We start from the raw sequence: 24,592 nt of genomic DNA, 5'->3' as shown, positions 1-24,592 counted from the left end.
GGGGTGGGGCCTCGACCAGACTTGCATGGGCGGACAAAGGTCGCATTTCGATCAGTGACTCTGTGTGCGCTCCTTCTCGTCCGCGGCCCCGCCGGCCCCGACGAGCCCCTTGGACACACCACCCAGACGCGGCTCGAAGCGCTTCATCTCGCGCTGCCCGACCGTCGCGATCATCCCCGGCAGGTAACCGCGCATCCCCTGCATGCCACGCAGCCACCACTGCGCGTACACGTGCGGCGAACGCCTCTCGATGCCCGCGACGATCCGGTCGACGGCCGGCCCCAGCGGGTACGTGCGGTTCGAGGGCCAGGGCAGCCGTTGGCGCAACTCCCGCATGACCTCGTCCTGATCGGCGCCGCGCACCATGTCGGTGTCGGTCCAGGAGAGGTAGCCGACGCCGACCTTGACCCCCTTGTACCCGACCTCCGCGCGCAGGCAGTGCGCGAAGGCCTCGACCCCGGACTTGGAGGCGCAGTAGGCGGTCATCATCGGCGCCGGGGTGATCGCGGCGAGCGAGGCGATCTGGAGGAAGTAGCCGCGGCTCTCCATGAGTACAGGCAGGAAGGCGCGGGCCGTGACGGCCCCGCCGATCAGATTGACCTCGATCACCCGGCGCCAGGCGTCCGGGTCCGAGTCGGCGAACGGCCCGCCGGCGGCCACGCCCGCGTTGGCGACGACGATGTCCACCTTGCCGAAGCGCTGCTTGACCTCCTCGGCGACGCGGGCCATGGCCTCGTGGTCGGTGACGTCGGCGTACCAGTGGTCGCTGTCGGTGTGCAGCCGCTCGGAGACCTCCTTGAGGGCCTCCGGCTCCAGGCCGACGAGGGCGATCTTCGCGCCGCGGGCCGACAACTTGCGTGCCAGCAGCTCGCCGACCCCGCGGGCGGCGCCGGTGACGACGGCGACCTGGCCTTCCAGACTCCTGCGAGCGCTCACGGCGTCTTCTCCTTCTCGGTGGTGCCCAGATCGGTGATGTCGGGATCGGTGGTGCCCAGGTACAGCTCGGCGAGCTCGCGCAGGGCGCCGGTGACGGCCTCGGGGGCCTCGACCGGGGTCATGTGCCCCATGCCGGTGAGTTCGGTCAGGCCCACGCAGTTCGGCAGCGCGGCGGCGAGCCCGCGGGCGTGCACGATCGGGGTGAGCCGGTCGGCGGTGCCGCCGATCACGGCGGTGGGCGCGGTGAGGCGGGCCACGTCGGCGTCGAGGTCCAGGCCGGCCAGCACCTGGGACCATGCGTGCCGCACCCCGGTGGGGCAGGCATGGACGATACGGGCGCACGCCTCGACCTTGTCGGGCGCGGAACCGGGGCCCATGGTGGCGTACTTGAGGACCTTCCGGGCGACCGGCGTGACCGGCCCGAGGGGGGCGCGGGAGCCGAGGACCGCGCCGGTGACACGGGTCCGGACGCGCCCGGCGCGTACCGGCACGACCAGCGCCTCGGCGACCAGCCGGGAGCTGCCGGTGCTGCACAGCAGCGCGGCCGCGGCCCGCTCGGCGAACTCCGGTCGGCCCGCGGCAGCCATGATCGTCATTCCGCCCATGGAGTGCCCGGCGACGACCGCCCGCTCCCCGGGGGCGAGGGCGGCCTCCAGCACGGCCACCAGGTCGTCGGCGAGGGCGGTGGTGCTGTGCGCCCGGCCGGCGGGGCTGCGCCCGTGCCCGCGCTGGTCGTAGGCGATGACCCGGTGGGTCGCTGCCAAGGCCCGGATCTGCGCGGCCCAGAAGGCGGTGGAACACGTCCACCCATGGGCCAGCACCACGGCCGGCGCGTCCTCGTCCCCGTGGACCTCGACGTGCAGGCGGGCCCCGTCGGCGGAGACGGCGACGAGCTCGCGCCGTGCGACGGGCGGGGCGTAGGGCCCGGAGACGACGTGCGTCAACCGGCTCACGCGACTTCCTCCGCCGTCTCGCCGAATCCGGCCCCGCCGGCATTCGAGGCGCCGCCCGGGGCGAATCCGGCCTCGCCGGCGCTTGAGGCGCGGGGGTCCGGGGGCAGCGGCGCCGGCAGCGGCGCCGCACCGGCCCCCACGGCGGCGGCCGAAACCGCCGCCGGGACCTGCTCGCGCTCCCCCACCCGCAGGACCTCGTACTCCGCCAGATCGACGCTCCGCGTCTCCCGGCGGAACTCGCCCGTCGTCCCCGGCCAGACCGTCGTGTTGCGCCCCTGCGCGTCCAGGTACCAGCTCGTGCAGCCGCCGGTGTTCCACACGGTCCGCTCCATACGGGCCTGCACCTGCCGGTTCCACCGGTTGACGGCGGACGGCCGGGCGCCGAGCGCGACCTTCCCGCCCAGCATGCCGAGCTGCCGCAGGTAATCGGCCATGTAGTTGAGCTGCGACTCGATCATGAGGATCATCGAGCTGTTCCCGAGCCCGGTGTTCGGCCCGATGATCGTCATCCAGTTGGGGAAGCCGGCGGCGGTGGCGCCGCGCAGCGCCTGCATCCCGTCCTTCCAGGAGTCCGCGAGGGTCTGGCCCTCCGCGCCCACCACCCGGTCCGCGATCGGCATGTCCGTGACGTGGAAGCCGGTGCCGAAGATAATCGCGTCGACCTCGGTCTCGGTCCCGTCGGCGGCGACCAGCACCGAGCCGCGGATCTCCTTGAGCCCGGAGGCGACCAGGTCCACATCGGGCCGGGCCAGGGCCGGGTAGTACTCGCTGGAGAGCAGGATCCGCTTGCAGCCGATCCGGTAGGAGGGCGTCAGCTCGGCGCGCAGCGCCGGGTCCTTGATCGAGCGCGCCATGTTGGCCTTGGCCAGGGACTCGATGAGGCCGAGCTGGTTCGGGCGCTTGGTGAAGGCGCTGACCTGGAGCTCCCGGAGCCCCCACAGCAGCCCGCGCCGCGCCGCCCGGGTGAAGGGCAGCTGACGGTGCAGCCAGCGCTCCACCGCGGTGATGGACCGGTCGGTGCGCGGCATGACCCACGGCGGGGTCCGCTGGAAGAGGGTGAGGCGCTCCACCTCGGGGGCGATGGCGGGGACGATCTGGATGGCCGAGGCGCCGGTACCGATCATGGCGACGCGCTTGCCGCGCAGGTCGTAGTCGTGGTCCCAGCGGGCGGAGTGGAAGACCTTGCCGGGGAACTCGGCGAGCCCGGGGATCTCGGGCATCTTCGGGTCGGACAGCGGCCCGGTCGCGGAGACGACGACGTCGGCGGTGAGCGATCCGGCCGAGGTCTCGATCTCCCAGCGCAGTTCGTCCGCGTCCCAGCGCATCATCCGCACCTCGGTGTCGAGCCGGATGTGCCGGCGCAGTCCGAAGGTGTCGGCGACGTGCTCCAAGTAGGCGCGGATGGCCGGCTGCCCGGAGAAGGTCCGCGGCCAGTCGGGATTGGGGGCGAACGAGAACGAATAGAGGTGCGACGGCACGTCGCACGCACACCCGGGGTAGCTGTTGTCGCGCCAGGTGCCGCCGACCGAGTCGGCCCGTTCCAGTACGACGAAGTCCGTGATCCCTTCGCGCCGCAGCCGTACGGCCGCGCCGAGCCCGCCGAAGCCCGACCCGATCACCGCCACCCGTACGTGCTCGCGCCCGCCCCTGCCGCTTGTCCCGCCCATGCCCGCCGCCTTCCGCTCATCCGCAGTCCCAGCCACGCACCGCACCGCAACGCCACACCATCGAAACACTGCCAGCAATCACTGGCACAATCGGGAGGGTAGAGCAGCTCCGTACTCATGGGTAGGGGGCGGACCCGGAAAGTTACTGCCGGTACGCCATAAGGTGCGTCTGTGGCGAAGGAAGAGACGCAAGCGAAGACGGTGCGCGAGTACCGCACGGAGGAACTGGCCGAAGCGGCCGGCATCCCGGTCCGCACCCTGCGCTTCTACCGCGAGCGCAAACTGCTCCCACCGCCCCGCCGCGAGGGACGCATCGCCTGGTACGACGACCACCACCTGGCCCGGCTGCGCACCATCGCCGCCCTGCTGGAACGCGGCCACACCCTCGGCGGCATCGCCGAGCTGACCGCCGCCTTCGAGAGCGGCCGCGACGTCGGCCAGCTGGGCGAGCTGCTCGGCATCGGCTGGTCCGAGGAGACCCCGGTCCGGCTCACCCCGGAGGCGCTCGCCGACTACTTCGAAGGCGAGGTCACCCCGGAGAACCTGGCGGCCTCACTGGACCTCGGCTACCTCGCCGTCGACGGCGACGCGATCGTGCACGTCAGCCGCCGCCTGCTGGACGTCTCCTCGGCCCTGGTCCGCGAGGGCGTCCCGCTGGCGGCCGTCCTGGAGACCGGCCGCCGCGTCCGCGAGCACGCGGACGCGATGGCCCTGCTCTTCACCGAGCTCATATCGGCCCACATGTCACCCGACGCGCTCACCCGCCTGCGCCCGCTGGCGAAGAGCGTGGTGGAGGCCGAGCTGACGATGGCGATGGACCGCCTGCTGGCTTCGGGCGGCCCGGAAGGCCCGGGTCAGGCGCCCAGCTCGTAGACGACGGTCACGGGCGCGTGGTCGGACCAGCGCTCGGGGTGCGTCTCGGCCCGCTCCACGAAGGCCTTCACGGCCTTCGCCGCCAGCCCGGGGGTGGCCACCTGGAGGTCGATCCGCCAGCCGGCGTCATTGTCGAAGGCCCGTCCGCGGTAGGACCACCAGGAGTACGGACCCTCGGTGTCCGGGTGCAGTTCCCGCACCACGTCGACGTAGCCCGCCTCCGCGTACACCTTGCCGAGCCACTCCCGCTCCTCGGGGAGGAAGCCCGCGTTCTTCCGGTTCGTCTTCCAGTTCTTGAGGTCGGCCTCCTGGTGGCAGATGTTCCAGTCACCGCACACCACGACCTCGCGGCCGTCGGCGGCGGCCCGCACCTTCAGCGCCGCCAGGTACGTCAGGAACTCGTCCATGAACCGGTACTTCTCGTCCTGCTTCTCCGTCCCGGCCTCGCCCGAGGGCAGGTAGAGGCTGGCCACGGTCACACCGGGCAGATCGATCTCCAGGTACCGGCCGCTGTCGTCGAACTCCGCGCTGCCGAATCCCACCTGCACGCGCTCGGGCTCCCGCCGCGTGTACAGCGCGACCCCGGCCCGCCCCTTGGCGGCGGCCGGCGCGAACACGGTGTGCCAGCCCGCGGGGGTCCGGACCTCGTCCGGGATCTGCCCCTCCTCGGCCCGTACCTCCTGCAGGCAGACCACATCGGCGTCGGTTCCGTCGAGCCACGCCCCGAAGCCCTTCTTGGCGGCGGCGCGGATCCCATTCACATTCACGGAGGTCACAGTGAGCATCCCAGCACCATAGCGGGAGGGTTCCGTACGATATTCGAATGTCTCACCGGATAGACCTCCGCACCGTGCCGTACGACCACCCGGACGCGGTCAAACTCAACGACCAGGTCCAGCTGGAGTACCAGGAGCGGTACGACGGTGAGGGCGACGCCACCTTCCTCGACCCGGCGATGTTCGCGCCGCCGCACGGCCTGTACCTGCTGGCGTACGACGCCACGGGCACCCCGGTGGCGAGCGGCGGCTGGCGCACCCAGGACGAGAACGACGAGGGCTACGCGGACGGCGACGCGGAGCTCAAGCGCATGTACGTCGTCCCGGAGGCCCGGGGCCTCGGCCTCGCCCGCCGCATCCTGGCGATCCTGGAGGAGGACGCCCGCGCGGCGGGCCGCCACCGCATGGTCCTCGAAACGGGCGACCAGCAGCCGGAGGCGATAGCCCTGTACCTCTCCTCGGGCTACGCCCTGTCCGAGAAGTTCGGCCACTACCGCTTCTACGAGTCGAGCCGCTGCATGACCAAACCCCTGACAGAAGCCTGAGCCCCTCCCCGACCCCCGCCACCCCACCCGGCCCCGCCGCCCCATCCAGCCCCGCCGGCGCTTGAGGCTCTTCCAGCCCCGCCGGCGCTTGAGGCGCTCTTCCAGCCCCGCCGGCGTTTGAGGCGCGGGGGTCCGGGGGCGGCGCCCCCGGCAGCAGCGCCGCACCCGCTCACTCGCCCATCCGCCCACCCGCCCTACCGCGGGAGCCAGCCGGCTCGATCCGCCCCCCACCGCGACGGCCCCACCCCCCACTCCCCGAAGGGACTGGCGGCGTGCCGCAGCACCCCGTACCCCGACGGAGTCACCCGCAGCCACGGCTCCGCCGAGTACCCCACCGCAGCCCCCACCGGCTCCCGCACCAGCCCCCGCACCAGCCACGACGCGGTCCCCGCCAGGGAGAACCGCAGCCCCCGCCCGCCGCCCTCCGCCAGCGCCCGCAGCACACCGGCCGCCACCAGATACCCCGTCCCGTGGTCCAGCGCCTGCGCCGGCAGCACTCCCGGCGTCCCGCCCGACCCCCCGCACGCGGCGGCGATCCCGTACCCCGCCTGCACGAGCGAGTCGAACCCCCGCCGCCCCGTCCAGGGTCCCCGCGCCCGCCACCCCCACGCGCACAGCTCGGCCACCACCAGACCCGGCCACCGTTCCAGCAGCTCCCGCGCCCCGAACCCGTACCGTTCCAGCGCCCCCGGCCGGTAGCCCGTCACCACCACGTCCGCCTCGGCGAGCAGCCCCTCGAAGACGGCCCGGTCCGGGGCCTGCGCGTGGCGACGGGCCCTGCGATGACCCGGGTCAGGTCCAGCACCCGCACCCCCGCGGCGGGCCGGCCGGCCGGGGCCGCGCCGAGCGGCCGGCCCCGCGCCCCTGATTCCCGTACGGGCTCCAGCAGCGGCTGCGGATCCCCGTACTCCCGTGCCACGGCGACGGCGAGTCCGCCCTCCCCGTAGGCGAGTTCCTGCACCTCGACGGCCGTCCGGCCCAGGGCCGCCTCGCGTACCGCCTCCGGTGTCGCCGACGGCAGCCGCAGGGCCCGTACCAAGGCGGCTTCGTGGTGCGGATAGTTGGCGTGCGTCCGTACCCAGCCGTCCGCCGTCCGCCAGAAACCGGACAGCGGCGCGAAGGTCACCGGTGCGCGCCCCTCGACGCGCAGGTGCCGCTCGCTGACGAACGCCGTGGCCACCGCACCCTCGTCGACCACCAGCGGAGCCACGTCCTCCACCCCGCCCCCGGCCCGCACCGCGGCGAGCTCCCCGGCGGCCAGTCCGCAGGCCGCGACGGTGGCGCGCGCCAACTCGGCCACCGGCAGCGGCCCTTGTCCCAGATCGCCGACCCCGCGGTGGCGCACCCGCCCGACGAGTTCGGGCGCCCCGCCGAGCGCCTCCCAGGCCTGGGCCGTTCCGCTGCTTCGTTCCTCACCGATCGTCATGAACGCATCTTCGCCCGACCAACTCCCCAACAGGGCCGTGGCAATAAGCACTTCGCCCCGTCGGGGGCGTCAGGTACGTTGTGCGGCCGGCCCTCGGGCCGGACATCCCTGAACCGAAAGGCATCACCGTGAAGTACCGCGTCATCGGCACCGCCGTCGAGACCCGCCGCGAAGTGAGCGTCCTGAGCCTCGGCACGATGACCTTCGGCACCACCGTCGACGAGGCCACGTCGTACGCGATCCTCGACCGTTTCGTGGAAGCGGGCGGCACCTTCATCGACACGTCCAACAACTACGCGTTCTGGGTCAACGGCACCCAGGGCGGCGAGAGCGAGGAACTGGTCGGCCGCTGGCTGCGCAGCCGCGGCATCGGCGACGAGATCACCGTCGCCACCAAGCTGGGCGCCCGCCCCAACCAGCCCACGAGCGGCTTCAGCCTCGACGTGGAGGGGCTGTCGGCGAAGGTCATCCGGGAATCCGCGGAGCGCAGCCGGGAGCGGCTCGGCATCGAGCGCATCCACCTGCTGTACGCGCACATCATGGACGAGAACACCCCGCTGGAGGAGACCGTCCGCGGTTTCGCCGAGGTCGTCGCGGACGGCACGGCGGGCCTGCTGGGCGCGAGCAACCACTGGGCCTGGCGGGTGGAGCGCGCCCGTACGCTGGCCGCGGCGGCCGGCGTGCCCGGCTACGAGGTGCTCCAGCACCACCACAGCTACCTGCGCCGGCGCACCGATCTCCCCAGCCTGCGCTCGCCGGACGGCGACCAGGGCCTGGTCGGCGGCGATCTGCTCAGCTACCTCCGGGACAACCCGTCGCTGACGCAGGTCGCGTACTCCCCGCTGATCGCCGGCGCCTACGTACGCGAGGACAAGCCGCTGGGTCCGGGCTTCGACCACGCGGGTACCGAGCCGCGGCTGCGCGCGGTCCGTGAGGTGGCCGGCGAGATCGGAGCCACCGTCAACCAGGTGGTGCTGGCCTGGCTGATGGGCGGCGACATACCGGTCCTGCCCCTGGTCGGTGCCTCCTCGGTGGCCCAGCTGGAGGAGAACCTGGCCGCGGTCGACCTCGACCTCACCCCGGCCCAGCGCACCCGCCTCGACGCGGCGCACTGACCCACAAACGCCGAGATCCCGCCCGGTCTTTCGACCGGACGGGATCTCGTGACGTTCCCGAGAGCTACTCGCGAACTGTCGTTTGTGGACCTGTGGGGATTTGAACCCCAGACCCCCTCGATGCGAACGAGGTGCGCTACCAGACTGCGCCACAGGCCCTTGCGACGTGTGAAACATTAGCATCCCCGCGCGGGTGCTCCAAAACCGATATCCCGGGGCGTCCGCGCAGGTCATCGATCACTCGTTCGCGGCGCGCGGGCGGTCCTCGCCCTCGTACTGGTCGAACAGCGGGGTGCGTCCCCTGCCCTGGCCGCGCGGGCGCGGGGTGGTCTGGGCCTTCGGATCCGGCCCCAGCTCCGACTTGGGGGCCGCGGGCTGGGCGCGCAGGCGGGGTTCCGTCGGCTCGGCCGTGCTGGAGCGGGTCGCGCTCCAGGCGTCCGGGGCCGCCGGGCCCGTGGCGCGGGGGGCCACCGGGGCGGTCACGTACGTCGGCAGCGGGACCGGGACGGGCTCCCAGCTCTCACCGCGGGCGGGGCCGCGTTCGCGCTCGCGCTGCTGGTCCACCCACTCGGCGTGATCGGTCTGCTCGACCAGTGCGCGCCGTCCGGCCTCCTGCGGGGAAACCGGTGGCGCAGGGTCCGGTTCGCTGCCCGACGCGGCCTCGGGCTCGCGGCGGCTCGGGCGGTTCTCCCGCAACTGCCGCGCGGCCGCCTCGGCGCGCCGCCGGTCCATGGTGAACTCGTAGCGCCGCCGCTCCTGGACCCGCAGGTGCACGATGTACGTGCTCAGCAGCAGTGCGGGTACGGCGGGCGCCCACAGGTAGTGCAGGCCGCCCACCGCGGCGACGACCGCGCCGAGGGTGAAGACCAGGAAGAGGAGCGCGGTGGTGCGCCGGCGGCGCGCGAGGACCTGGAGGCGCTGTTCGCGCCGGGCCCGCTCCGCGCGCTGCTCCCGTTCGGCAGTGGCCGGTCTCGGCTCCGCCCTGGTCGGGGGCACGCCGAAGGACCGGGCGTCGGCGTCGACGGAATCAACCGTTTCCGTCGCGGCGTCCGGGTCCGCGTGGGGCTGGGGCTCCGCCTCCTCGTCACCGCGCTCACGCAGCCCCTTGGCGTAACGGCGCTCCATTCCCGCCCGGCCGGAAAGCAGCCGAATGGCAGTGGAGAAGCGTTCCGTCGGACGGGCTTCGTTCAGCTCGTCCTGCCTCCGGAGCCACATGGGCACCAAGTAGGCGGCCCAGGCCCCGACAATGACTGCGTAGATGAGGCCGCTGCTGCTCACACCTCACACCGTAGAGGGGCGCGGCCGAGGGGATCGGCCAATTGGGCCGGTGTGTCGCACGATCTCGCTGATATCACGGACTTTTTTTGTGATTCTTCGGATCAGGTTATGGGCGAATCGGTTACCCGAGGCCATTAATTCGAACAGATATTCGCTTATCGGTGTTCGGTGTGGTCCTCGCTATTTCGGCGGGGACGACGAGTGGCGCGCCCGGTGCCAGCGGCGCAGCAGCCCCTCCGGGACCTCCTCGACCGTCACCGCGTAGACGAGGTGGTCGCGCCAGGCCCCGTCGATGTGCAGATAGCGCGGGCGCAGCCCCTCCTCGCGCAGCCCCAGCTTCTCCACGACCCGTCGGCTCGGGATGTTCTCGGGACGGATGCACACCTCGATCCGGTGCAGGCCGACCTTCCCGAAGCAGTGGTCCACGGCCAGCGCGACCGCCGTCGGCATCACGCCGCGGCCCGCCACCTCGCGGTCCACCCAGTAGCCGATGTGGCCGGCGCACATCGAGCCCCAGGTGATCCCGGCGACCGTCAGCTGGCCCACCAACCGGCCCTGGTACTCGATGACGAAGGGCAGCATCCGGCCCGCGTTCGCCTCCGCCCGCAGATGGCGGACCATCTGGCGGTACGTGGGCCGCTGGACCACCGGCCCCCACGGTGCGGGCGGCGGGATCGTGGCCTCCCACGGCCGGAGCCAGTCACGGTTGCGCCGGTTGACCTCGCGCCAGGCCTTCTGGTCCCGCAGCTTTATCGGCCGGAGGGTGACATCGCCGTCCGACAGGACCACCGGCCAGGTCGGGCCGTTCAGCTCGCGCTCCCGGAGGGTGCCGCCGGTCCGGGGTGGTCGCCGCCCCGCATCTGGTCCACCGCGTGCGGCAGGACGCGGGCCAGGACGGCGAGGCCGTCGCGGACCCCGCCCGTCGAGCCGGGGAGGTTGACGATGAGGGTGCGCCCGGCCACGCCCGCCAGGCCCCGGGACAGGGCCGCGGTCGGCACCTTCGCCAGGCCTTCGGCGCGGATGGCCTGCGGGATGCCGGGGATCTCGTAGTCCAGGACCCGGGCGGTGGCGTCCGGGGTGCGGTCGGTCGGCGAGATCCCGGTCCCGCCGGTGGTCAGGATGACCTCGTACCCGGCGGCCACGCCCTCGCGCAGCGCCTGCTCGACGGGGTCACCGTCCGGGACGACCCGCGGGCCGTCCACGGTGAAGCCGAGCCGCTGCAGGGCCTCGGCCAAGAGGGGACCGCCCTTGTCGGCGTAGACGCCCTGCGAGGCTCGGTTCGAGGCCGTGACGACCAGGGCCCGGCCCAGCGTCCGCGGGGACCCCGCCGGCTCGGCCGGGGTGTGGTGGCTGTGGCTGTGCACGTCGCCGCCGCGCGGGGCGTTCACGAGCGCGTCCAGTCGCCGGACTTGCCGCCGGTCTTCTCCTCCACCCGGACGTCCGTGATGACCGCGCCCTTGTCGACCGCCTTCACCATGTCGATCACGGTGAGGCCGGCGACCGCGACGGCGGTCAGCGCCTCCATCTCGACGCCCGTGCGGTCGGTCGTCTTCACGGTGGCGAGGATCTCGACCGCGTCGTCGGCGACCCGCAGGTCCACCTTGACGCCCGAGACGGCCAGCGGGTGACACAGCGGGATCAGGTCGGGGGTCTTCTTCGCCCCCATGATCCCGGCGATGCGCGCGGTGGCGAGGGCGTCGCCCTTGGGGACGCCCTCGCCGCGCAGCAGCTCGATCACCCGCGGGGCGACGAGGACGCGTCCGCTGGCCCGTGCCGTCCGGGTGGTGACGTCCTTCCCGGACACGTCGACCATCCGGGCCGCGCCGGCCTCGTCGATGTGGGTGAGCCTGCTTTCGGTACTCATTGCTGCGCCGCTCCGCTCTGGGCTCCCGGGGAGCCTGTGTGGTGCGACACACGCTACCCGCACCGGCCCGACTTCAGCCGAGCAGGATCACTTCCAGCTCGGTCCCCGGCTCCACCGAGGTGACGTCCTCCGGTACGACCATCAGGGAGTCCGCGTGCGCCAGCGCGGCGATCAGGTGGGAGCCCGATCCGCCGACCGGGCCGACCGTGCCGCTCTCGGCGTCGTACTTGCCCCGCAGGAACTGGCGGCGGCCGGCCGGGGAGCCGAGTGCCTTGTCGGCGCTCAGCACCGCGCGCACGCTCGGCCGCCGGACCTCGGCCTCCGGCAGCCCCATGAGGGTGCGGATCGCGGGCCGCACGAACAGCTCGAAGGAGACGTACGAGGACACCGGGTTGCCGGGCAGCGCCAGCAGCGGGGTGTGGTCGGGGCCGATCGTGCCGAAGCCCTGCGGCTTGCCGGGCTGCATGGCGAGCTTGCGGAAGTCCATCCGGCCGCCGTCGACGTCCTCGCCGTCGCCCTCGACCGCGTCGGAGTGCCCGACGGAGGACAGCGCCTCCTTGACGACGTCGTACGCGCCGACGCTGACCCCGCCCGTGGTGACCAGCAGGTCGGCCCGGATCAGCTGGTCCTCGATGGTGGCGCGCAGGGTGTCGGCGTCGTCCGCGACGGCGCCGACCCGGTAGGCGATGGCTCCGGCGTCCCGCGCGGCCGCGGCCAGCGCGAAGCTGTTGGAGTCGTAGATGGTGCCCGCCGTGAGCGCCTCGCCCGGCTGGACCAGCTCGCTGCCGGTGGACATGACCACCACGCGGGGGCGCGGCCGCACCCGTACGGTGCCGCGCCCGATGGCGGCCAGCAGGGCGATCTGCGGCGGCCCGAGGATCGTGCCGGCCGCGAGGGCCAGGTCACCGGCCTGTACGTCGCTGCCGCGCGCGCGGACGTGTGCCCGTGCCTCGGCGGCGCGGTGCACCCGCACCTCGCCGCTCGCCCGTTCGGGGGCGGCGCTGGCCGGGGTCATTCCGGCGGCCGCGCCGCCGCCCGTGCCGCCGTCGGTCCACTCAACGGGTACGACGGCTTCCGCACCGGGCGGCAGCGGGGCGCCGGTCATGATCCGGGCAGCCTCGCCGGGTCCCACGGTGGGCAGCTCACCGCTGCCCGCCGCGACGTCCCCGACGACCGTCAGCACCGCGGGGAACTCCTCGCTCGCACCCTGGACATCGGCCGTTCGGACGGCATAGCCGTCCATGGAGCTGTTGTCGAAGGGCGGGAGGGCGACGGGCACGGTCACGTCCTCGACCAGGACACAGCCCTGGGCGTCCAGCAGTTGGAGCTCGATGGGCTCCAAAGGCCGGACGGCCGAGAGGACGTCCGCGAGGTGCTCGTCCACGGACCACAGACGGTGGCCGGTGTCCTGCGGTGCGGAACTGCTCAAGGTGCTACATCTCCTCCGTGACGTAACGGTGAAGCCAGGTGCGGAACTCGGGGCCCAGGTCGTCGCGCTCGCACGCGAGACGGACGATGGCCCGCAGGTAGTCGCCGCGGTCCCCGGTGTCGTAGCGACGGCCCCGGAAGATCACGCCGTGCACCGGACCACCGACGGTCTCGTCGGCGGCCAGCTTCTGCAGGGCGTCGGTGAGCTGGATCTCCCCACCGCGGCCCGGCTCGGTCTCCCGCAGTATGTCGAAGATCGCGGGGTTGAGGACGTAGCGTCCGATGACCGCGTAGTTGCTGGGGGCGTCCTGGGGGTCCGGCTTCTCGACGAGGCCGGTGATACGGACCACGTCCTCCTCGTCCGTGGCCTCGACGGCGGCGCAGCCGTAGAGGTGGACGTTGGCCGGGTCGACCTCCATGAGCGCGACGACGGTGCCGCCGGTGCGGGCGTAGATGTCGGCCATCTGGCGCAGCAGCGGGTCACGCGGGTCGATGAGGTCGTCACCGAGCAGGACGGCGAAGGGCTCGCGGCCGACGTGCGGCTCGGCGCACAGCACCGCGTGGCCAAGACCCCGCGGATCGCCCTGGCGGACGTAGTGCATGGTGGCCAGGTCGCTGGACTCCTGGACCTTCTTCAGGCGGTCGTCGTCGCCCTTGGCGATGAGGGCCGACTCCAGCTCGTAGTTCCGGTCGAAGTGGTCTTCCAGGGCACGCTTGTTACGCCCAGTGATCATGAGGACGTCATCGAGCCCGGCCCCGACGGCCTCCTCGACCACATACTGAATGGCCGGCTTGTCCACAACCGGGAGCATTTCCTTCGGGGTCGCCTTGGTCGCCGGGAGGAAGCGGGTACCGAGGCCAGCGGCCGGAATCACGGCCTTCTTGATCACGGGGTGCAACATAGTCATGCCCCGAACGATAGTGGCCTTCCGTCGAACGCCGGGCGGAACCACAGCAGGTAGATACAGGTATGCCCCGATTCGGAAGGATATTTGATTTCCTCGTGGCAGAGAACCCGCCCACCGTTTCCGCCAAGGCCGAACTGCGCCGAGAACTGCTCTCCGCGCGCCGCGCCTTGTCCCCCGAACAGTGCCGCACTGCGGCCACCGCACTCGCCGTCAGGGCATGCGAACTGCCCGAACTGGCCGACGCCCGCACGGTGGCGGCGTACGTCTCGATCGGCACCGAACCGGGCACCCGGGACCTCCTCGACGCCCTGCGCGCGGCAGGCAAGCGGGTGCTGCTCCCGCTGCTGCTGCCCGACAACGACCTCGACTGGGCCGCGTACGAAGGCCCGGCCGCACTCGCCGAGGCCGCCCACCCGGGCAAGATGCGGCTGCTGGAGCCGACCGGCCCCGCGCTCGGACCGGACGCGGTCACCGGGGCCGACGCCGTGCTGCTGCCCGGGCTCGCGGTGGACGGCCGCGGGATGCGCCTCGGCCGTGGCGGAGGCTCGTACGACCGGGTGCTGGAGCGGCTGGAGCGCGCCGGGGCGCATCCCGCGCTGGTGGTGCTCCTCTACGACGACGAGGTGGTCGCGCGGGTCCCGGAGGAACCGCACGACCACCCCGTACGAGCGGTGGCGACCCCGTCAGGGGTGCGCCGCTTCAGTGCGTGACGGCCTGATCCGCGCCCTGGCCCTTACGAGCCCTCGGGCTTGAGGGTCAGGGTGTCGACCGTGGCCTTCTCGACGGCGTCCTTGCCGAAGGGCCACTCCAGCAGCTCGCCCTTGGCCCACATCGTCGTCTGGTCCGTGTAGTGCGCGTTGTACGCGTGCCCCGAGGCACCCGTCAGGTTGATCCAGCGCGACTTGTCGAGGTCGTTGAGGTTCACGACCATGCGCATCGACGGCACCCACGTGACCCCGTACCCGCTGGAGGCGTTCCAGCCGGTCGCGTTGACCGTGGCCTCGCCGCCGCCCACGTCCCACGGGCCGCGGTTGAGGAGCCACTGCATGAAGCCGGGGCCCTCGGTGCCGATCGTCTGGTTCTTCAGCGTCAGCTGGTGCAGGCGGCCCCAGCTCCAGGTGGACTGGTCCTTGCCGAGCTTGGCGGTCAGCTCCCAGCGGGCGTCCCGCATGGCCCGGGCGAAGAGCTCGTCACGGGTGGTGGCCGCCGGCTGGGTCACGGTCCTCGGCGAGCTCCACCACGGCGACTTCTCGTCCTTGACCAGGCGGCGGACCACCTCGAACCAGCGGTCGCCGCCGTCGGGCTGCGCCGAGTCGGCGTCCCGGGTGCCGCATTCGCGGACCGTCTTGGCGAGGTCGTCGGCCGGGCCGGTGCCGTTGCCGACGACGCTCATGCAGCTGCCCTCGATCCGCAGCTCCTTGGGCATCTTGTCGCCGAAGGACAGCTTGAGGATGTGGCGCCAGACCGCGTTGAAGTAGGCCGCGGCCGCCGAGTCGGGCTCCTGCCTGTAGTTCCAGCCGTCGAGCAGCTTCTGCGCGGCCCGCACGCCCGGGTCCGAGACCTCTATCTTCGCCAGCATCGGGGTCAGCAGCGCGGCGATCTCGCTGCTGTTGTCCATCTGCATGGTGCGCATGTCGTCGGTCGAGATCCGACCGCCGTCCTTGATCTTCGCCTCGATGAGGTCGTTGATCCGCTGGCTGCGGGCGCCGTAGCCCCAGTCGGTGGTCAGCAGGTTCGGGTACTTGCCGGCGCCGGTCCCGGTCTCCACGACCGCCTGGTTGGCGGTGACGATGTAGCCGCGGGCCGGGTTCTGGTCCCAGGGCATCTCGCTCTGCGGGATGTAGCCGGCGTTGCTGTCCTTGCCGCCCTTCCAGGCGTACTTGGAGTCCCAGCCCGGGGCGGGCATCCGGCCGTCGCCCTGGCCGCGCACCGGGATGCGGCCCGGAGCCTGGTAGCCGATGTTGCCGTTGGTGCCCTTGTTGTCGGCGTAGATCAGGTTCTGGGACGGGACCTCGAAGTCGGCGGCCGCCTTGCGGAAGTCGTCGAAGGTCTTGGCCTTGTCGAGCTTGAAGACCGCGTCCATGGACTTGCCCGGGTCCAGCGCCGTCCAGCGCAGGGCGACGGCGTAGCCGTCACCGCGGTCGGGGGCGGAGCTGGCGACGGGGGCGCGGGTGCCGACCGTGCCGAGCTGCTCGCTGCGGTCGGAGACGAGCGGGCCGTTGTTGGTGGTGCGGACGGTGATCTTCTTGCTGTCGCCGCCGGCGACCTTGATGACCTCTTCGCGGGTGGCGAAGGGGACCACCCTGCCGTCGTAGACGTAGCCCTCGGGCTTGACCTGCTCCAGGTAGAGGTCGGTGACGTCGGCCCCGAGGTTGGTCATGCCCCAGGCGATGTCGGTGTTGTGGCCGATGACCACGCCGGGCATGCCGGAGAAGGTGTAGCCGGCCACGTCGTACTGGCACTGGGCCGAGACCGTGCGGCAGTGCAGGCCCATCTGGTACCAGACCGAGGGCAGCTGCGGGGACAGGTGCGGGTCGTTCGCGAGCAGCGGCTTGCCGGTGGTCGTGTACTTGCCGGAGACGACCCAGGAGTTCGAGCCGATGCCGCTGCCGTTGGGGCCGAGGATCGCGGGGATCTTGTCCAGGGTGTCGGCGAGCGAGGTCAGCTGGGTGCGCAGGCCCACGGTCGCGCCCTGGGCGGCGACGTTGTCGGCCAGCCCGTTGGCCGGGCCGCCGATGGGACCCGTGACGGTCGAGGTCTGGCTTCCGACGGTGTTGCCGCCGCCGGAGCCGCTGCCCGAGCCGGTACCGGTGCCCGAGCCGGTGCCCGTGACGCCCTGCGGGGTGTACTTGCCGGCGTCGACCTTGCCGCCCTCGACGATCGGCTTGTTCCGGTCGAAGGGGTACGGCGGGTAGAGCTCGTCGATCTGCGCCTGCGAGAGCTTGGTCGCCATCAGCGCGCGGTCGATCTCGTCCTGCATGTTGCCGCGCAGGTCCCACGCCATCGCCTTGAGCCAGGCCACCGAGTCCACCGGCGACCACTGCTCGGGCTGGTAGTCGTCGGTGAGCTCGAGGGCCGCGTGCTCGACGGAGAGGTCCTTGCCGGACTTCCCCTTCAGGTACGCGTTGACCCCGTCGGCGTAGGCCTGGAGATACTTCTTGGTCTCGGCCGACAGTTTGGTCTCGTACTCGGCCTGCGCGACCTGGCGCCAGCCCAGCGTGCGCAGGAAGGCGTCGGTCTCGACCTGGCCGGAGCCGAACATCTCGGAGAGACGGCCCGACGTCATGTGACGTCGTACGTCCATCTCCCAGAAGCGGTCCTGCGCGTGCACGAAGCCCTGCGCGCGGAAGAGGTCGTCGTCGTTGTCTGCGTAGAGCTGGGGAATGCCATGGGCGTCGCGCTTGACGTCGACGGTCCCGGTCAGGCCCGGCACCTTGAGGGAGCCGGTCGTCTGGGGGAAGGAGGCGCGCACGCCGTCCACGCTCCAGTACGCCCCGTAGCCGAGGCCCGCGACGAGAGCCAGGACCAGGACGAGCACGATCAGACGGGCGCGTCGTCCCTTCTTCTTGACGGGAGGAGCGGTTTCGTTGGCGGGCATCGCTGTCCTTAGAGGGGCAGGGTGGTCCTGGGAGTGCTGGGAGCAACCATAGGCGCAGGACCGACTTCGTTGATCCGCCAGGGGTGGAGCTGACGAGGACAGGGGCGAACAGGCGTTTCACAATGTGGTTATCGCGTAAAGGGCGCGTCAAAGATTAGGTAAGGTAACGAACTACTTGCCGAACTTGTCGCCGGGAGGATCGATCCGCCGGGCGCATTGAGGAGGGCCGCCCGCTGACTGTCCACACGCTCAATGAGCTTCTGCTGGTCTGCTCGCTCGTGCTGCTCGTCGCCGTGGCGGCGGTACGCATCTCTTCACGCAGCGGTCTTCCCAGCCTGCTCATCTACCTCGGCATAGGCATCGCGATAGGCCAGGACGGCATCGGCAACGTCGTATTCGACAATGCCGAGCTGACCCAGGTCATCGGTTACGCGGCACTCGTCGTGATCCTCGCCGAGGGTGGTCTGGGCACCAAGTGGAAAGAGATCAAGCCGGCCCTGCCGGCCGCGGTCATGCTGTCGCTGGTGGGCGTCGCGGTGAGCGTGGGTGTGACGGCGGCGGGAGCGCACTACCTGGTCGGCCTGGAATGGCGCCAAGCCCTGTTGATCGGCGCGGTCGTCTCCTCGACCGACGCGGCGGCCGTCTTCTCCGTGCTGCGCAAGGTCCCGCTGCCCGCACGGATCACCGGCGTCCTGGAGGCCGAGTCCGGCTTCAACGACGCACCCGTCGTGATCCTGGTGGTGGCCTTCTCGACCGTCGGCCCGGTGGACGAGTGGTACGTCCTGATCGGCAAGATCGCCCTGGAGCTGGCGATCGGCGCCGCGATCGGCCTGGCCGTGGGCTTCCTGGGCGCGTACGGGCTGCGGCACGTCGCGCTGCCCGCCTCCGGCCTCTACCCGATCGCCGTGATGGCCATCGCCATCGTGGCGTACGCGGCCGGCGCTATCGCGCACGGCTCCGGCTTCCTCGCGGTGTACCTGGCGGCGATGGTGCTCGGGAACGCCAAGCTGCCGCACTGGCCGGCCACCCGGGGCTTCGCCGATGGACTCGGTTGGATCGCCCAGATCGGCATGTTCGTGCTGCTGGGTCTGCTGGTCACCCCGCACGAGCTGGTCCGCGACTTCTGGCCTGCCGTGATCATCGGGCTGGTGCTGACGATGGTGGCGCGGCCCCTGGAGGTCTTCATCAGCCTGCTGCCCTTCCGGCTCTCCTGGCAGGAACAGGTGCTGATGTCGTGGGCGGGCCTGCGCGGGGCCGTGCCCATCATCCTGGCGACCATCCCGATGGTGTCCGGGATCGAGGGCAGCGACCGGGTCTTCAACATCGTCTTCGTGCTGGTCGTCGTCTACACCCTGGTGCAGGGTCCGACCCTGCCCTGGCTCGCGCGCAAGCTGAACCTCGGGAGCGGCGAGGAGAGCGCCTTCGACCTCGGGATCGAGTCGGCGCCGCTGGAGAAGCTGCGCGGACACCTGCTGTCCTTCTCCATCCCGCAGGCCTCGCGGATGCACGGCGTGGAGGTGAGCGAGCTGCGGCTGCCGCCCGGGGCCTCGGTCACGCTGGTGGTCCGGGACGCGAAGAGCTTCGTACCGGCGCCGTCGACCGTGCTGCGCCGTGGGGACGAGCTGCTGGTGGTGGCCACGGATCCGGTCCGGGACGCGGCGGAGGCGCGACTGCGGGCGGTGGCCCGGGGCGGCAAGCTCGCGGGATGGCTGGGCACCGGCGGATCCGTTTCGCGTTAGAGCATTGCTCTAACTGGTTAGAGCGTCGTTCTAATTCGGCCGAATTCGCCGAGCTATGACCGCTTATGTCTGCCTTTCCGGGCTCTTTGCATGCGAAGCGGCCGTTAATCCCAGGTGAAGACACCCCCTGTCACCGAATTCACAGGGCGTGGTAGTGGCTTTCCCTGTACGATGAAGGCACACCAGATCGAACCAACTCTGCCTGACGCAGAGCTGGCGCGACCGCAAAGCGGCCGTGGCACCACCCCGTAGTGGGCGCCCAGGTATCACTCGGTTCTGCGCAAGAGGACAGCTCTCGGGGCTCCCACATGTACGGGTGCGGCCGCTCACAAGGCGGAGCACCGTCCGCAGACGGGGACGCTCTACCAGGCAGCGGAAAGGCAAGGCCGTGACATCCGCGGTCACGACCGACACGTCCGCCCGCCCCGGCTACGGGCAGCTCCTGCGCACTCCCGGCGCCCTCGGCTTCGTACTCCCCGGCTTCGCAGCACGACTCCCCTTCGGCATGCTGACGATCAGCATCCTGCTGCTGGTCCAGCACACCACCGGTTCCTACGGCAGCGCCGGCATCGTCGCCGCCGTCACCGGTATCTCCATGGCCCTGTCCGCCCCGCTGATGGGCATCTTCACCGACCGCTACGGCCAGACCGCCGTCCTGCTGCCCGTGGTCCTCGCGCACTCCGTCGCCGTCACCGGCCTGGCCGCGCTCGCGCTGCTGGACGCTCCGCTGCTCGCGCTGGCCGCCGCCGCCGTACCTGCCGGTGCCTCGGTGCCGCAGGTCGGGCCCATGGTCCGGGCGCGCTGGGCCGCCAAGCTGGAGGGCTCTCCGCTGCTGCCGACGGCCGCCGCCTTCGAGTCCGTCACCGACGAGTTCACCTTCGTCGTCGGCCCGGTCCTGGCGACCGCGCTGTGCACCGGCGTCCACCCGGCGGCCGGCCTGGTCACCGAGGCCACGCTGACCCTGCTCGGCGGCCTGCTCTTCGCGGCCCGGCGGGCCGGCCAGCCCAAGACCCACGCCCCGTCGCCCACCGGTGAGAAGCGCGCGTTCGCGCTGTCCTTCCCGGGCCTGCGCGTCCTGATCTTCGCCTTCCTCGGGATCGGCGCCGTCTTCGGCGGCATGCAGGTCTCGCTCGCCGCCTTCTCCGACGAGATCGGCAACCCCGGCGCCAACGGCCTGCTCTACGGCGTCTTCGCCGCGGGCAACATGATCGCCGGTATCGCCATGGGCGCCATCGCCTGGAAGATCGGCCCGCGTCGCCGGCTGATCCTGGGCTACATCGGCCTCACCGCCGCCGCCTCCGTCCTGTGGGCCGCGAACTCGATGATCCTGCTGGGCGCGCTCGGCCTGGTCGTCGGCCTGTGCATCGCCCCGGCGCTGATCACCGGCTACACGATGGTCGAGCAGTTGGTCCCCGCGAACGCCCGGACCGAGGCCTTCACCTGGCTGACCGGCTCGATCGCCTTCGGTCAGGCCGTCGCCGTCATCCTGGCCGGCCGCCTGACGGACGCACACGGATCCTCGTTCGGATTCCTGGTGCCCATGGGTGCCACCGCGCTCGCGCTGACCACCCTGCTGGCGCTGCGTTCGAAGCTCGCCCCGAAGGCCCCGAGCCGGATCGTGAACGCGTCCGCGCAGGAGGCCGCGCCCGCGCCCACCACCCCGGTGACGTCGCAGGTCACGGACCGGGTGACGGTCCCGGCGAAGGGTCGGACGACCACGCGCACCACCGCCTCGCCGGCCTCCCGTGACCGGGTGAACGAGCGTGGGATCGGTCACCGCGTGCCGGTGACGGTGGACTGATCCGCCGGAATACGTCACCATGGAGCGTCGTTAGCACTCATTGAGTCAGAGTGCCAGGAGGAAATTCGTGCCGACCTACCAGTACCAGTGCACCGAGTGCGGTGAGGGCCTTGAGGCCGTGCAGAAGTTCACCGATGACGCACTGACCGTGTGCCCGAGCTGTGACGGACGCCTGAAGAAGGTGTTCTCCGCGGTCGGCATCGTCTTCAAGGGCTCCGGTTTCTACCGGAACGACAGCCGTGGCGCGTCGTCGAGCAGCACCCCTGCCTCGAAGCCGTCGTCCAGCTCCTCGTCGTCCTCGACGTCGACCGCTGCCGCCGCTCCCGCCGCCTCGTCCTCCTCGACGTCGTCGAGCTCGTCGAGCAGCAGCAGCTCCACGTCGGCCGCCTGATCGCTTCTCCCGAAGGCCCCGCCGCCCCTACGGCAGCGGGGCCTTCGGCATGCCCACGGCAGGGCCTTAGGGTGGACCGCATGGTGAACGCAGAGATCGGTGTCATCGGCGGCTCGGGCTTCTACTCCTTCCTGGAGGACGTCTCCGAGATCCAGGTGGAGACCCCGTACGGACCCCCGAGCGACTCCCTCTACCTGGGCGAGCTGGCCGGGCGCCAGGTGGCCTTCCTGCCCCGGCACGGGCGCAGTCACACCGTCCCGCCACACAAGATCAACTACCGGGCCAACCTGTGGGCCCTGCGCTCGGTCGGCGTCCGCCAGGTGCTGGGGCCCTGCGCGGTCGGCGGTCTGCGGGCCGAGTACGGGCCGGGCACGCTGCTCGTTCCCGACCAGCTGGTCGACCGTACGAAGGCCCGCGCCCAGACCTTCTTCGACGGTGAGTTTCTGCCCGGGGGCCCCTCCCAGGCCGGAGGCTCTGGGGGAGGTTCCGTTCCGAACGTCGTGCACACCACCTTCGCCGACCCGTACTGCCCGGTGGGCCGGTCCGTGGCGCTGGCGGCGGCTCGCGGGCGCGACTGGGAACCGGTGGACGGCGGCACCATGGTCGTCATCGAGGGACCGCGCTTCTCCACGCGCGCCGAGTCGCGGTGGCACGCGGCGGCGGGCTGGTCGGTGGTCGGCATGACCGGCCACCCGGAGGCGGTCCTCGCCCGGGAGCTGGGGCTCTGCTACACCTCGATGGCCCTGGTCACGGACCTGGACGCGGGCGCGGAGACCGGTGAGGGCGTCTCCCACACCGAGGTCCTGAAGGTGTTCGGCGAGAACGTCGGGCGGCTGCGCGAGGTCCTCTTCGACGCGGTGGCGGCCCTGCCGCCCACGGAGACCCGGGCCTGCCTGTGCACGCACGCGCACGACGGGTGGGACCTGGGCATCGAGCTCCCTTAGCCCCCTCCGGGGCGTCCCTGGGGACGCCCCGGCCGGGTTGTCGGTGGCGGCCCCTAGCCTGCCCGCATGGGAAATCGGGGCGGGATGGCCGTGGCGCAAGCCACGGTGGCAGAGCTGCGGGAGTTCGCGGCCGAGGCCGGGTGCGCGGACGTCGACGGCGACGCGGACCTGGGTGGCGGCTGGTCGGCCGTGTACTACCCCGACCAGCCGGACGGCGCCGCGGCGGCGCTGGCGCGGCGGACCGGGGCGCCGGTGCTCACGGTGGCCTATCTCGACAGCGATGTCGGCTTCGTCGAGGGCGCCACCTTCGCCGGGGGCCGCTGGAAGGCGCTGCTCAACCGGGACACGGCCGAGGACTACGAGATACCCGTGGACCGGTTCCCCGTCGAGGCGGCCTTGGCGGGCGCGCTCGACTGGGCGGCCGCGGGCGGGCTGACGGCCGACCCGGAGGCGGTGCGGGCCGTCCTCACCGGCTCCGAGGTCTTCGCGGAGGACCTCGCGGAGCGGCTCCTCGGCGCGCTGGGGATCGCGCCCGCGGCGCCCGTCGAAGAAGGCGCTCAGAAAAGGGCCCGGCGGCTGTCACATCCGCCGGGGCTGTCCGGTCCTCCCTGATGACGGCGGAACCAAGACCGCCCCGGCCAGGGAGATGACTGTCATGCCGCGTATCTCGCTCACCCCGCCCCGCACCCTGCTCATGCGGATCGGTGCCTGGTACTCGCGCCGTACCTACGGCAAGGTGCTCGACCCCGGGCAGGCCTACGGGCACCACTCGCGCGTGCTGTTCTCCTACGTCCGGCTGGAGCGGAGCGTGGCGAAGTGGAATGCGCTCGACGCCGGGCTGAAGCATCTCGCCGTGATGGCGGCGGCGGCCCGCATCAACTGCTCGTGGTGCATGGACTTCGGCTACTGGGAGGGCCACGAACTGGGCGTGCCGACGGAGAAGATCGAGCGGGTGCCGCGGTGGCGGGAGGCCCCTGAGGTGTTCACCGAGTTGGAACTGCTCGTCATGGAGTACGCCGAGGCCATGACGGAGACCGAGCCGACGGTCACGGACGAGCTCGCGCGGGAACTGATCGGGCGGCTCGGCGAGGAGGCGTTCGTCGAGCTCACCGCGATGGTCGCGCTGGAGAACTGGCGCTCGCGCGTCAACAGCGCCTTCGGCCTGACCAGTCAGGGCTTCGCGGAGGCCTGCCAGGTCCCTGTCGACCGGTGACCTCGACAATGACGGCGTGAACACCGACCGCCCTCTCTCCGACCTCCCTCGCGCCGACCCCAGGGTCATCGTCGCGCTCGACTTCGACGACCGCCGGGCCGCCGAGGCGCTCGTCGAGCGCCTCGGCGACGCGTGCGGCTTCTACAAGATCGGCCTGGAGCTGCTGACCGCCGCGGGGCCCGGGCTCGCGCGGGACCTCGTCGGGCGGGGGCACGAGGTCTTCCTCGACCTGAAGCTCTTCGAGATCCCGAACTCCGTGGCCGGAGCGGTCCGGGCCGCCGGCGCGCTGGGCGCGTCCATGGTGACCGTGCACGCCATGGGCGGTACGGGGATCCTGTCCGCGGCGGTGGAGGCGGCGCGGGAGTTCCCGCGGCTGCGGGTGCTCGCGCTGACGGTGGTCACCAGCATGACCGGGAGCGATCTCGCGGACATCGGCGTCGCCGCGGACCCGGAGGAACAGGTGCTGCGGCTGGCCCGGCTGGCCGTGGGGGCGGGCTGCGACGGGGTCATCGCCTCGCCGCGGGAGGCCGGGGCGCTGCGCGGGCTGCTGGGGCCGGACCGGCTGATCGTCACGCCGGGGGTGGTCCTGGAGCCGGAGGACGCGGCGGGCGGCCACGCCCGGCCGGGGACGCCCGGGGCCGCCTTCGCGGCCGGGGCCTCGCACGTCGTGGTGGGCCGGTCGGTGGCTCGGGCGGCGGACCCGGTGGCCGCGCTGCGGCGGGTGCGGGCGGCCGCCGGCTGACTCGTACGGGTGGCGGAGTTGTCCACAAGCTGGGGATCGCCCACAGGCCTCGGCGGGATTCCCGGTGAGGTCGGATCGTGGGAGGTGTCCGGGCGCCGGGTCCGGGCACAGCAACTCACTCGGTCTGGTGGTGTTCGTCATGTCCCGTACTTCCGCGGTCCCTTCGGTCTGCTCCGCTCGTTCCGTCTCCCCCTCTTCCTCCGCTTCCTCCGCTTCCCGCACCTTCCCCGCCGCTCCGGCGGCGTGCGCGACGTCGTCCGCGTGTCCGCCGGCCCGCCCGGTCCCGGCGTTCCCGCCGCTTCGCGTGGGGCGGGGCGGGGACCGGCTGCGCCGGGCCGTACGCCGGAGGCGGCGGGCCGCCACGGCCGCCGCCACGACGGCCAGCGCGGCCGAGG

Annotated in this window: 22 protein-coding genes, 1 tRNA gene and 1 pseudogene; 11 read left to right on the top strand and 13 right to left on the bottom strand. The window is 72.0% G+C overall.

The genetic code is table 11. The annotated features are described in order from the left end of the window. Positions 1 to 51: 51 nt before the first annotated feature. The 3 genes from AB8A24_RS34485 to AB8A24_RS34475 are packed head-to-tail and all read right to left on the bottom strand — an operon-like array spanning position 52 to position 3,556. A complete protein-coding gene (locus tag AB8A24_RS34485) occupies positions 52 to 936 on the bottom strand; it encodes an SDR family oxidoreductase (protein ID WP_030717092.1) in 885 nt (294 codons plus the stop codon). Next, positions 933 to 1,889 (bottom strand): alpha/beta hydrolase, encoded by a 957-nt coding sequence (locus AB8A24_RS34480; protein ID WP_328963047.1) that lies wholly within the window; start codon positions 1,887 to 1,889, stop codon positions 933 to 935. Before AB8A24_RS34480 ends, AB8A24_RS34485 begins: the two co-directional genes overlap by 4 nt. Next, entirely contained in the window at positions 1,886 to 3,556 is a 1,671-nt protein-coding gene (locus AB8A24_RS34475) for a flavin-containing monooxygenase (RefSeq protein ID WP_369478460.1), read from the bottom strand. Before AB8A24_RS34475 ends, AB8A24_RS34480 begins: the two co-directional genes overlap by 4 nt. A gap of 171 nt (positions 3,557 to 3,727) precedes the next feature. Here AB8A24_RS34475 and AB8A24_RS34470 point away from each other — a divergent pair, with 171 nt between their 5' ends. Next, the gene (locus tag AB8A24_RS34470) at positions 3,728 to 4,429 is read left to right on the top strand and encodes a MerR family transcriptional regulator (RefSeq protein ID WP_328963045.1); all 702 of its coding nucleotides are present in this window, start codon (positions 3,728 to 3,730) and stop codon (positions 4,427 to 4,429) included. On the opposite strand, the gene AB8A24_RS34465 is transcribed toward AB8A24_RS34470, so the two are convergent. After that, the gene (locus AB8A24_RS34465) at positions 4,411 to 5,214 is read right to left on the bottom strand and encodes an exodeoxyribonuclease III (RefSeq protein ID WP_328963044.1); all 804 of its coding nucleotides are present in this window, start codon (positions 5,212 to 5,214) and stop codon (positions 4,411 to 4,413) included. The two genes, AB8A24_RS34470 and AB8A24_RS34465, sit on opposite strands and share 19 nt — an antisense overlap. A gap of 50 nt (positions 5,215 to 5,264) precedes the next feature. Here AB8A24_RS34465 and AB8A24_RS34460 point away from each other — a divergent pair, with 50 nt between their 5' ends. Then, positions 5,265 to 5,750, top strand: a complete 486-nt coding sequence (locus AB8A24_RS34460) for a GNAT family N-acetyltransferase (protein WP_369478463.1) — start codon at positions 5,265 to 5,267, stop codon at positions 5,748 to 5,750. Positions 5,751 to 5,944: 194 nt separating this feature from the next. Here the strand turns inward: AB8A24_RS34460 and AB8A24_RS34455 are convergent. After that, positions 5,945 to 7,176: pseudogene (locus AB8A24_RS34455) on the bottom strand (CoA transferase). Between the two features lie 128 nt (positions 7,177 to 7,304). Here AB8A24_RS34455 and AB8A24_RS34450 point away from each other — a divergent pair. Next, positions 7,305 to 8,291, top strand: a complete 987-nt coding sequence (locus AB8A24_RS34450; protein ID WP_328963042.1) for an aldo/keto reductase — start codon at positions 7,305 to 7,307, stop codon at positions 8,289 to 8,291. 85 nt (positions 8,292 to 8,376) lie between these two features. Here the strand turns inward: AB8A24_RS34450 and AB8A24_RS34445 are convergent. The 7 genes from AB8A24_RS34445 to galU form a co-directional block, all read right to left on the bottom strand. Then, positions 8,377 to 8,450: transfer RNA gene (locus AB8A24_RS34445), tRNA-Ala, on the bottom strand. Positions 8,451 to 8,528: 78 nt separating this feature from the next. Beyond that, positions 8,529 to 9,569, bottom strand: coding sequence for a hypothetical protein (locus tag AB8A24_RS34440; protein ID WP_328963041.1), 1,041 nt, complete (start codon positions 9,567 to 9,569; stop codon positions 8,529 to 8,531). A 180-nt stretch (positions 9,570 to 9,749) separates the two neighbouring features. Next, positions 9,750 to 10,358, bottom strand: coding sequence for a GNAT family N-acetyltransferase (locus tag AB8A24_RS34435; protein WP_266392353.1), 609 nt, complete (start codon positions 10,356 to 10,358; stop codon positions 9,750 to 9,752). A 17-nt stretch (positions 10,359 to 10,375) separates the two neighbouring features. Then, positions 10,376 to 10,879 carry a MogA/MoaB family molybdenum cofactor biosynthesis protein gene (locus AB8A24_RS34430; RefSeq protein ID WP_328965946.1) on the bottom strand — a complete coding sequence of 168 codons (504 nt, stop codon included), beginning with the start codon at positions 10,877 to 10,879 and terminating at the stop codon, positions 10,376 to 10,378. A gap of 74 nt (positions 10,880 to 10,953) precedes the next feature. Further along, complete coding sequence (gene moaC, locus AB8A24_RS34425; protein WP_266392355.1) at positions 10,954 to 11,433, bottom strand: cyclic pyranopterin monophosphate synthase MoaC; 480 nt, start codon at positions 11,431 to 11,433, stop codon at positions 10,954 to 10,956. A 73-nt stretch (positions 11,434 to 11,506) separates the two neighbouring features. Further along, positions 11,507 to 12,862 (bottom strand): gephyrin-like molybdotransferase Glp, encoded by a 1,356-nt coding sequence (glp, locus tag AB8A24_RS34420; protein WP_328963040.1) that lies wholly within the window; start codon positions 12,860 to 12,862, stop codon positions 11,507 to 11,509. Between the two features lie 4 nt (positions 12,863 to 12,866). After that, a complete protein-coding gene (galU, locus tag AB8A24_RS34415) occupies positions 12,867 to 13,769 on the bottom strand; it encodes a UTP--glucose-1-phosphate uridylyltransferase GalU (protein ID WP_328963039.1) in 903 nt (300 codons plus the stop codon). Between the two features lie 95 nt (positions 13,770 to 13,864). Here galU and AB8A24_RS34410 point away from each other — a divergent pair, with 95 nt between their 5' ends. Further along, a complete protein-coding gene (locus AB8A24_RS34410) occupies positions 13,865 to 14,479 on the top strand; it encodes a 5-formyltetrahydrofolate cyclo-ligase (RefSeq protein WP_328963038.1) in 615 nt (204 codons plus the stop codon). Between the two features lie 23 nt (positions 14,480 to 14,502). On the opposite strand, the gene AB8A24_RS34405 is transcribed toward AB8A24_RS34410, so the two are convergent. Continuing rightward, on the bottom strand, positions 14,503 to 17,367 hold the full coding sequence (locus AB8A24_RS34405) for a penicillin acylase family protein (protein ID WP_328963037.1): 2,865 nt from the start codon (positions 17,365 to 17,367) through the stop codon (positions 14,503 to 14,505). Between the two features lie 215 nt (positions 17,368 to 17,582). Between AB8A24_RS34405 and AB8A24_RS34400 the strand changes: the two genes are divergently transcribed. The 7 genes from AB8A24_RS34400 (at position 17,583) to pyrF (ending at position 24,197) form a co-directional block, all read left to right on the top strand. After that, positions 17,583 to 19,106 (top strand): potassium/proton antiporter, encoded by a 1,524-nt coding sequence (locus AB8A24_RS34400; protein ID WP_369478462.1) that lies wholly within the window; start codon positions 17,583 to 17,585, stop codon positions 19,104 to 19,106. A 388-nt stretch (positions 19,107 to 19,494) separates the two neighbouring features. Then, positions 19,495 to 20,907, top strand: a complete 1,413-nt coding sequence (locus AB8A24_RS34395) for an MFS transporter (protein WP_369478459.1) — start codon at positions 19,495 to 19,497, stop codon at positions 20,905 to 20,907. Between the two features lie 67 nt (positions 20,908 to 20,974). Beyond that, complete coding sequence (locus AB8A24_RS34390; RefSeq protein ID WP_030761807.1) at positions 20,975 to 21,298, top strand: FmdB family zinc ribbon protein; 324 nt, start codon at positions 20,975 to 20,977, stop codon at positions 21,296 to 21,298. A gap of 80 nt (positions 21,299 to 21,378) precedes the next feature. After that, on the top strand, positions 21,379 to 22,242 hold the full coding sequence (locus AB8A24_RS34385) for an S-methyl-5'-thioadenosine phosphorylase (protein WP_369478458.1): 864 nt from the start codon (positions 21,379 to 21,381) through the stop codon (positions 22,240 to 22,242). A 66-nt stretch (positions 22,243 to 22,308) separates the two neighbouring features. Next, the gene (locus tag AB8A24_RS34380; RefSeq protein WP_369478457.1) at positions 22,309 to 22,854 is read left to right on the top strand and encodes a hypothetical protein; all 546 of its coding nucleotides are present in this window, start codon (positions 22,309 to 22,311) and stop codon (positions 22,852 to 22,854) included. A 43-nt stretch (positions 22,855 to 22,897) separates the two neighbouring features. Next, positions 22,898 to 23,455: a carboxymuconolactone decarboxylase family protein gene (locus tag AB8A24_RS34375; protein WP_328963033.1), complete on the top strand. Its 558-nt coding sequence runs from the start codon at positions 22,898 to 22,900 to the stop codon at positions 23,453 to 23,455. A gap of 16 nt (positions 23,456 to 23,471) precedes the next feature. Then, complete coding sequence (gene pyrF, locus AB8A24_RS34370; RefSeq protein WP_369478456.1) at positions 23,472 to 24,197, top strand: orotidine-5'-phosphate decarboxylase; 726 nt, start codon at positions 23,472 to 23,474, stop codon at positions 24,195 to 24,197. Positions 24,198 to 24,592 lie beyond the last annotated feature (395 nt).

Origin of the sequence: Streptomyces sp. BF23-19 (assembly GCF_041106355.1) — a bacterium.
Classification (GTDB): domain Bacteria; phylum Actinomycetota; class Actinomycetes; order Streptomycetales; family Streptomycetaceae; genus Streptomyces; species Streptomyces virginiae_A.
This window is presented reverse-complemented; position numbering and strand designations above follow the sequence as displayed.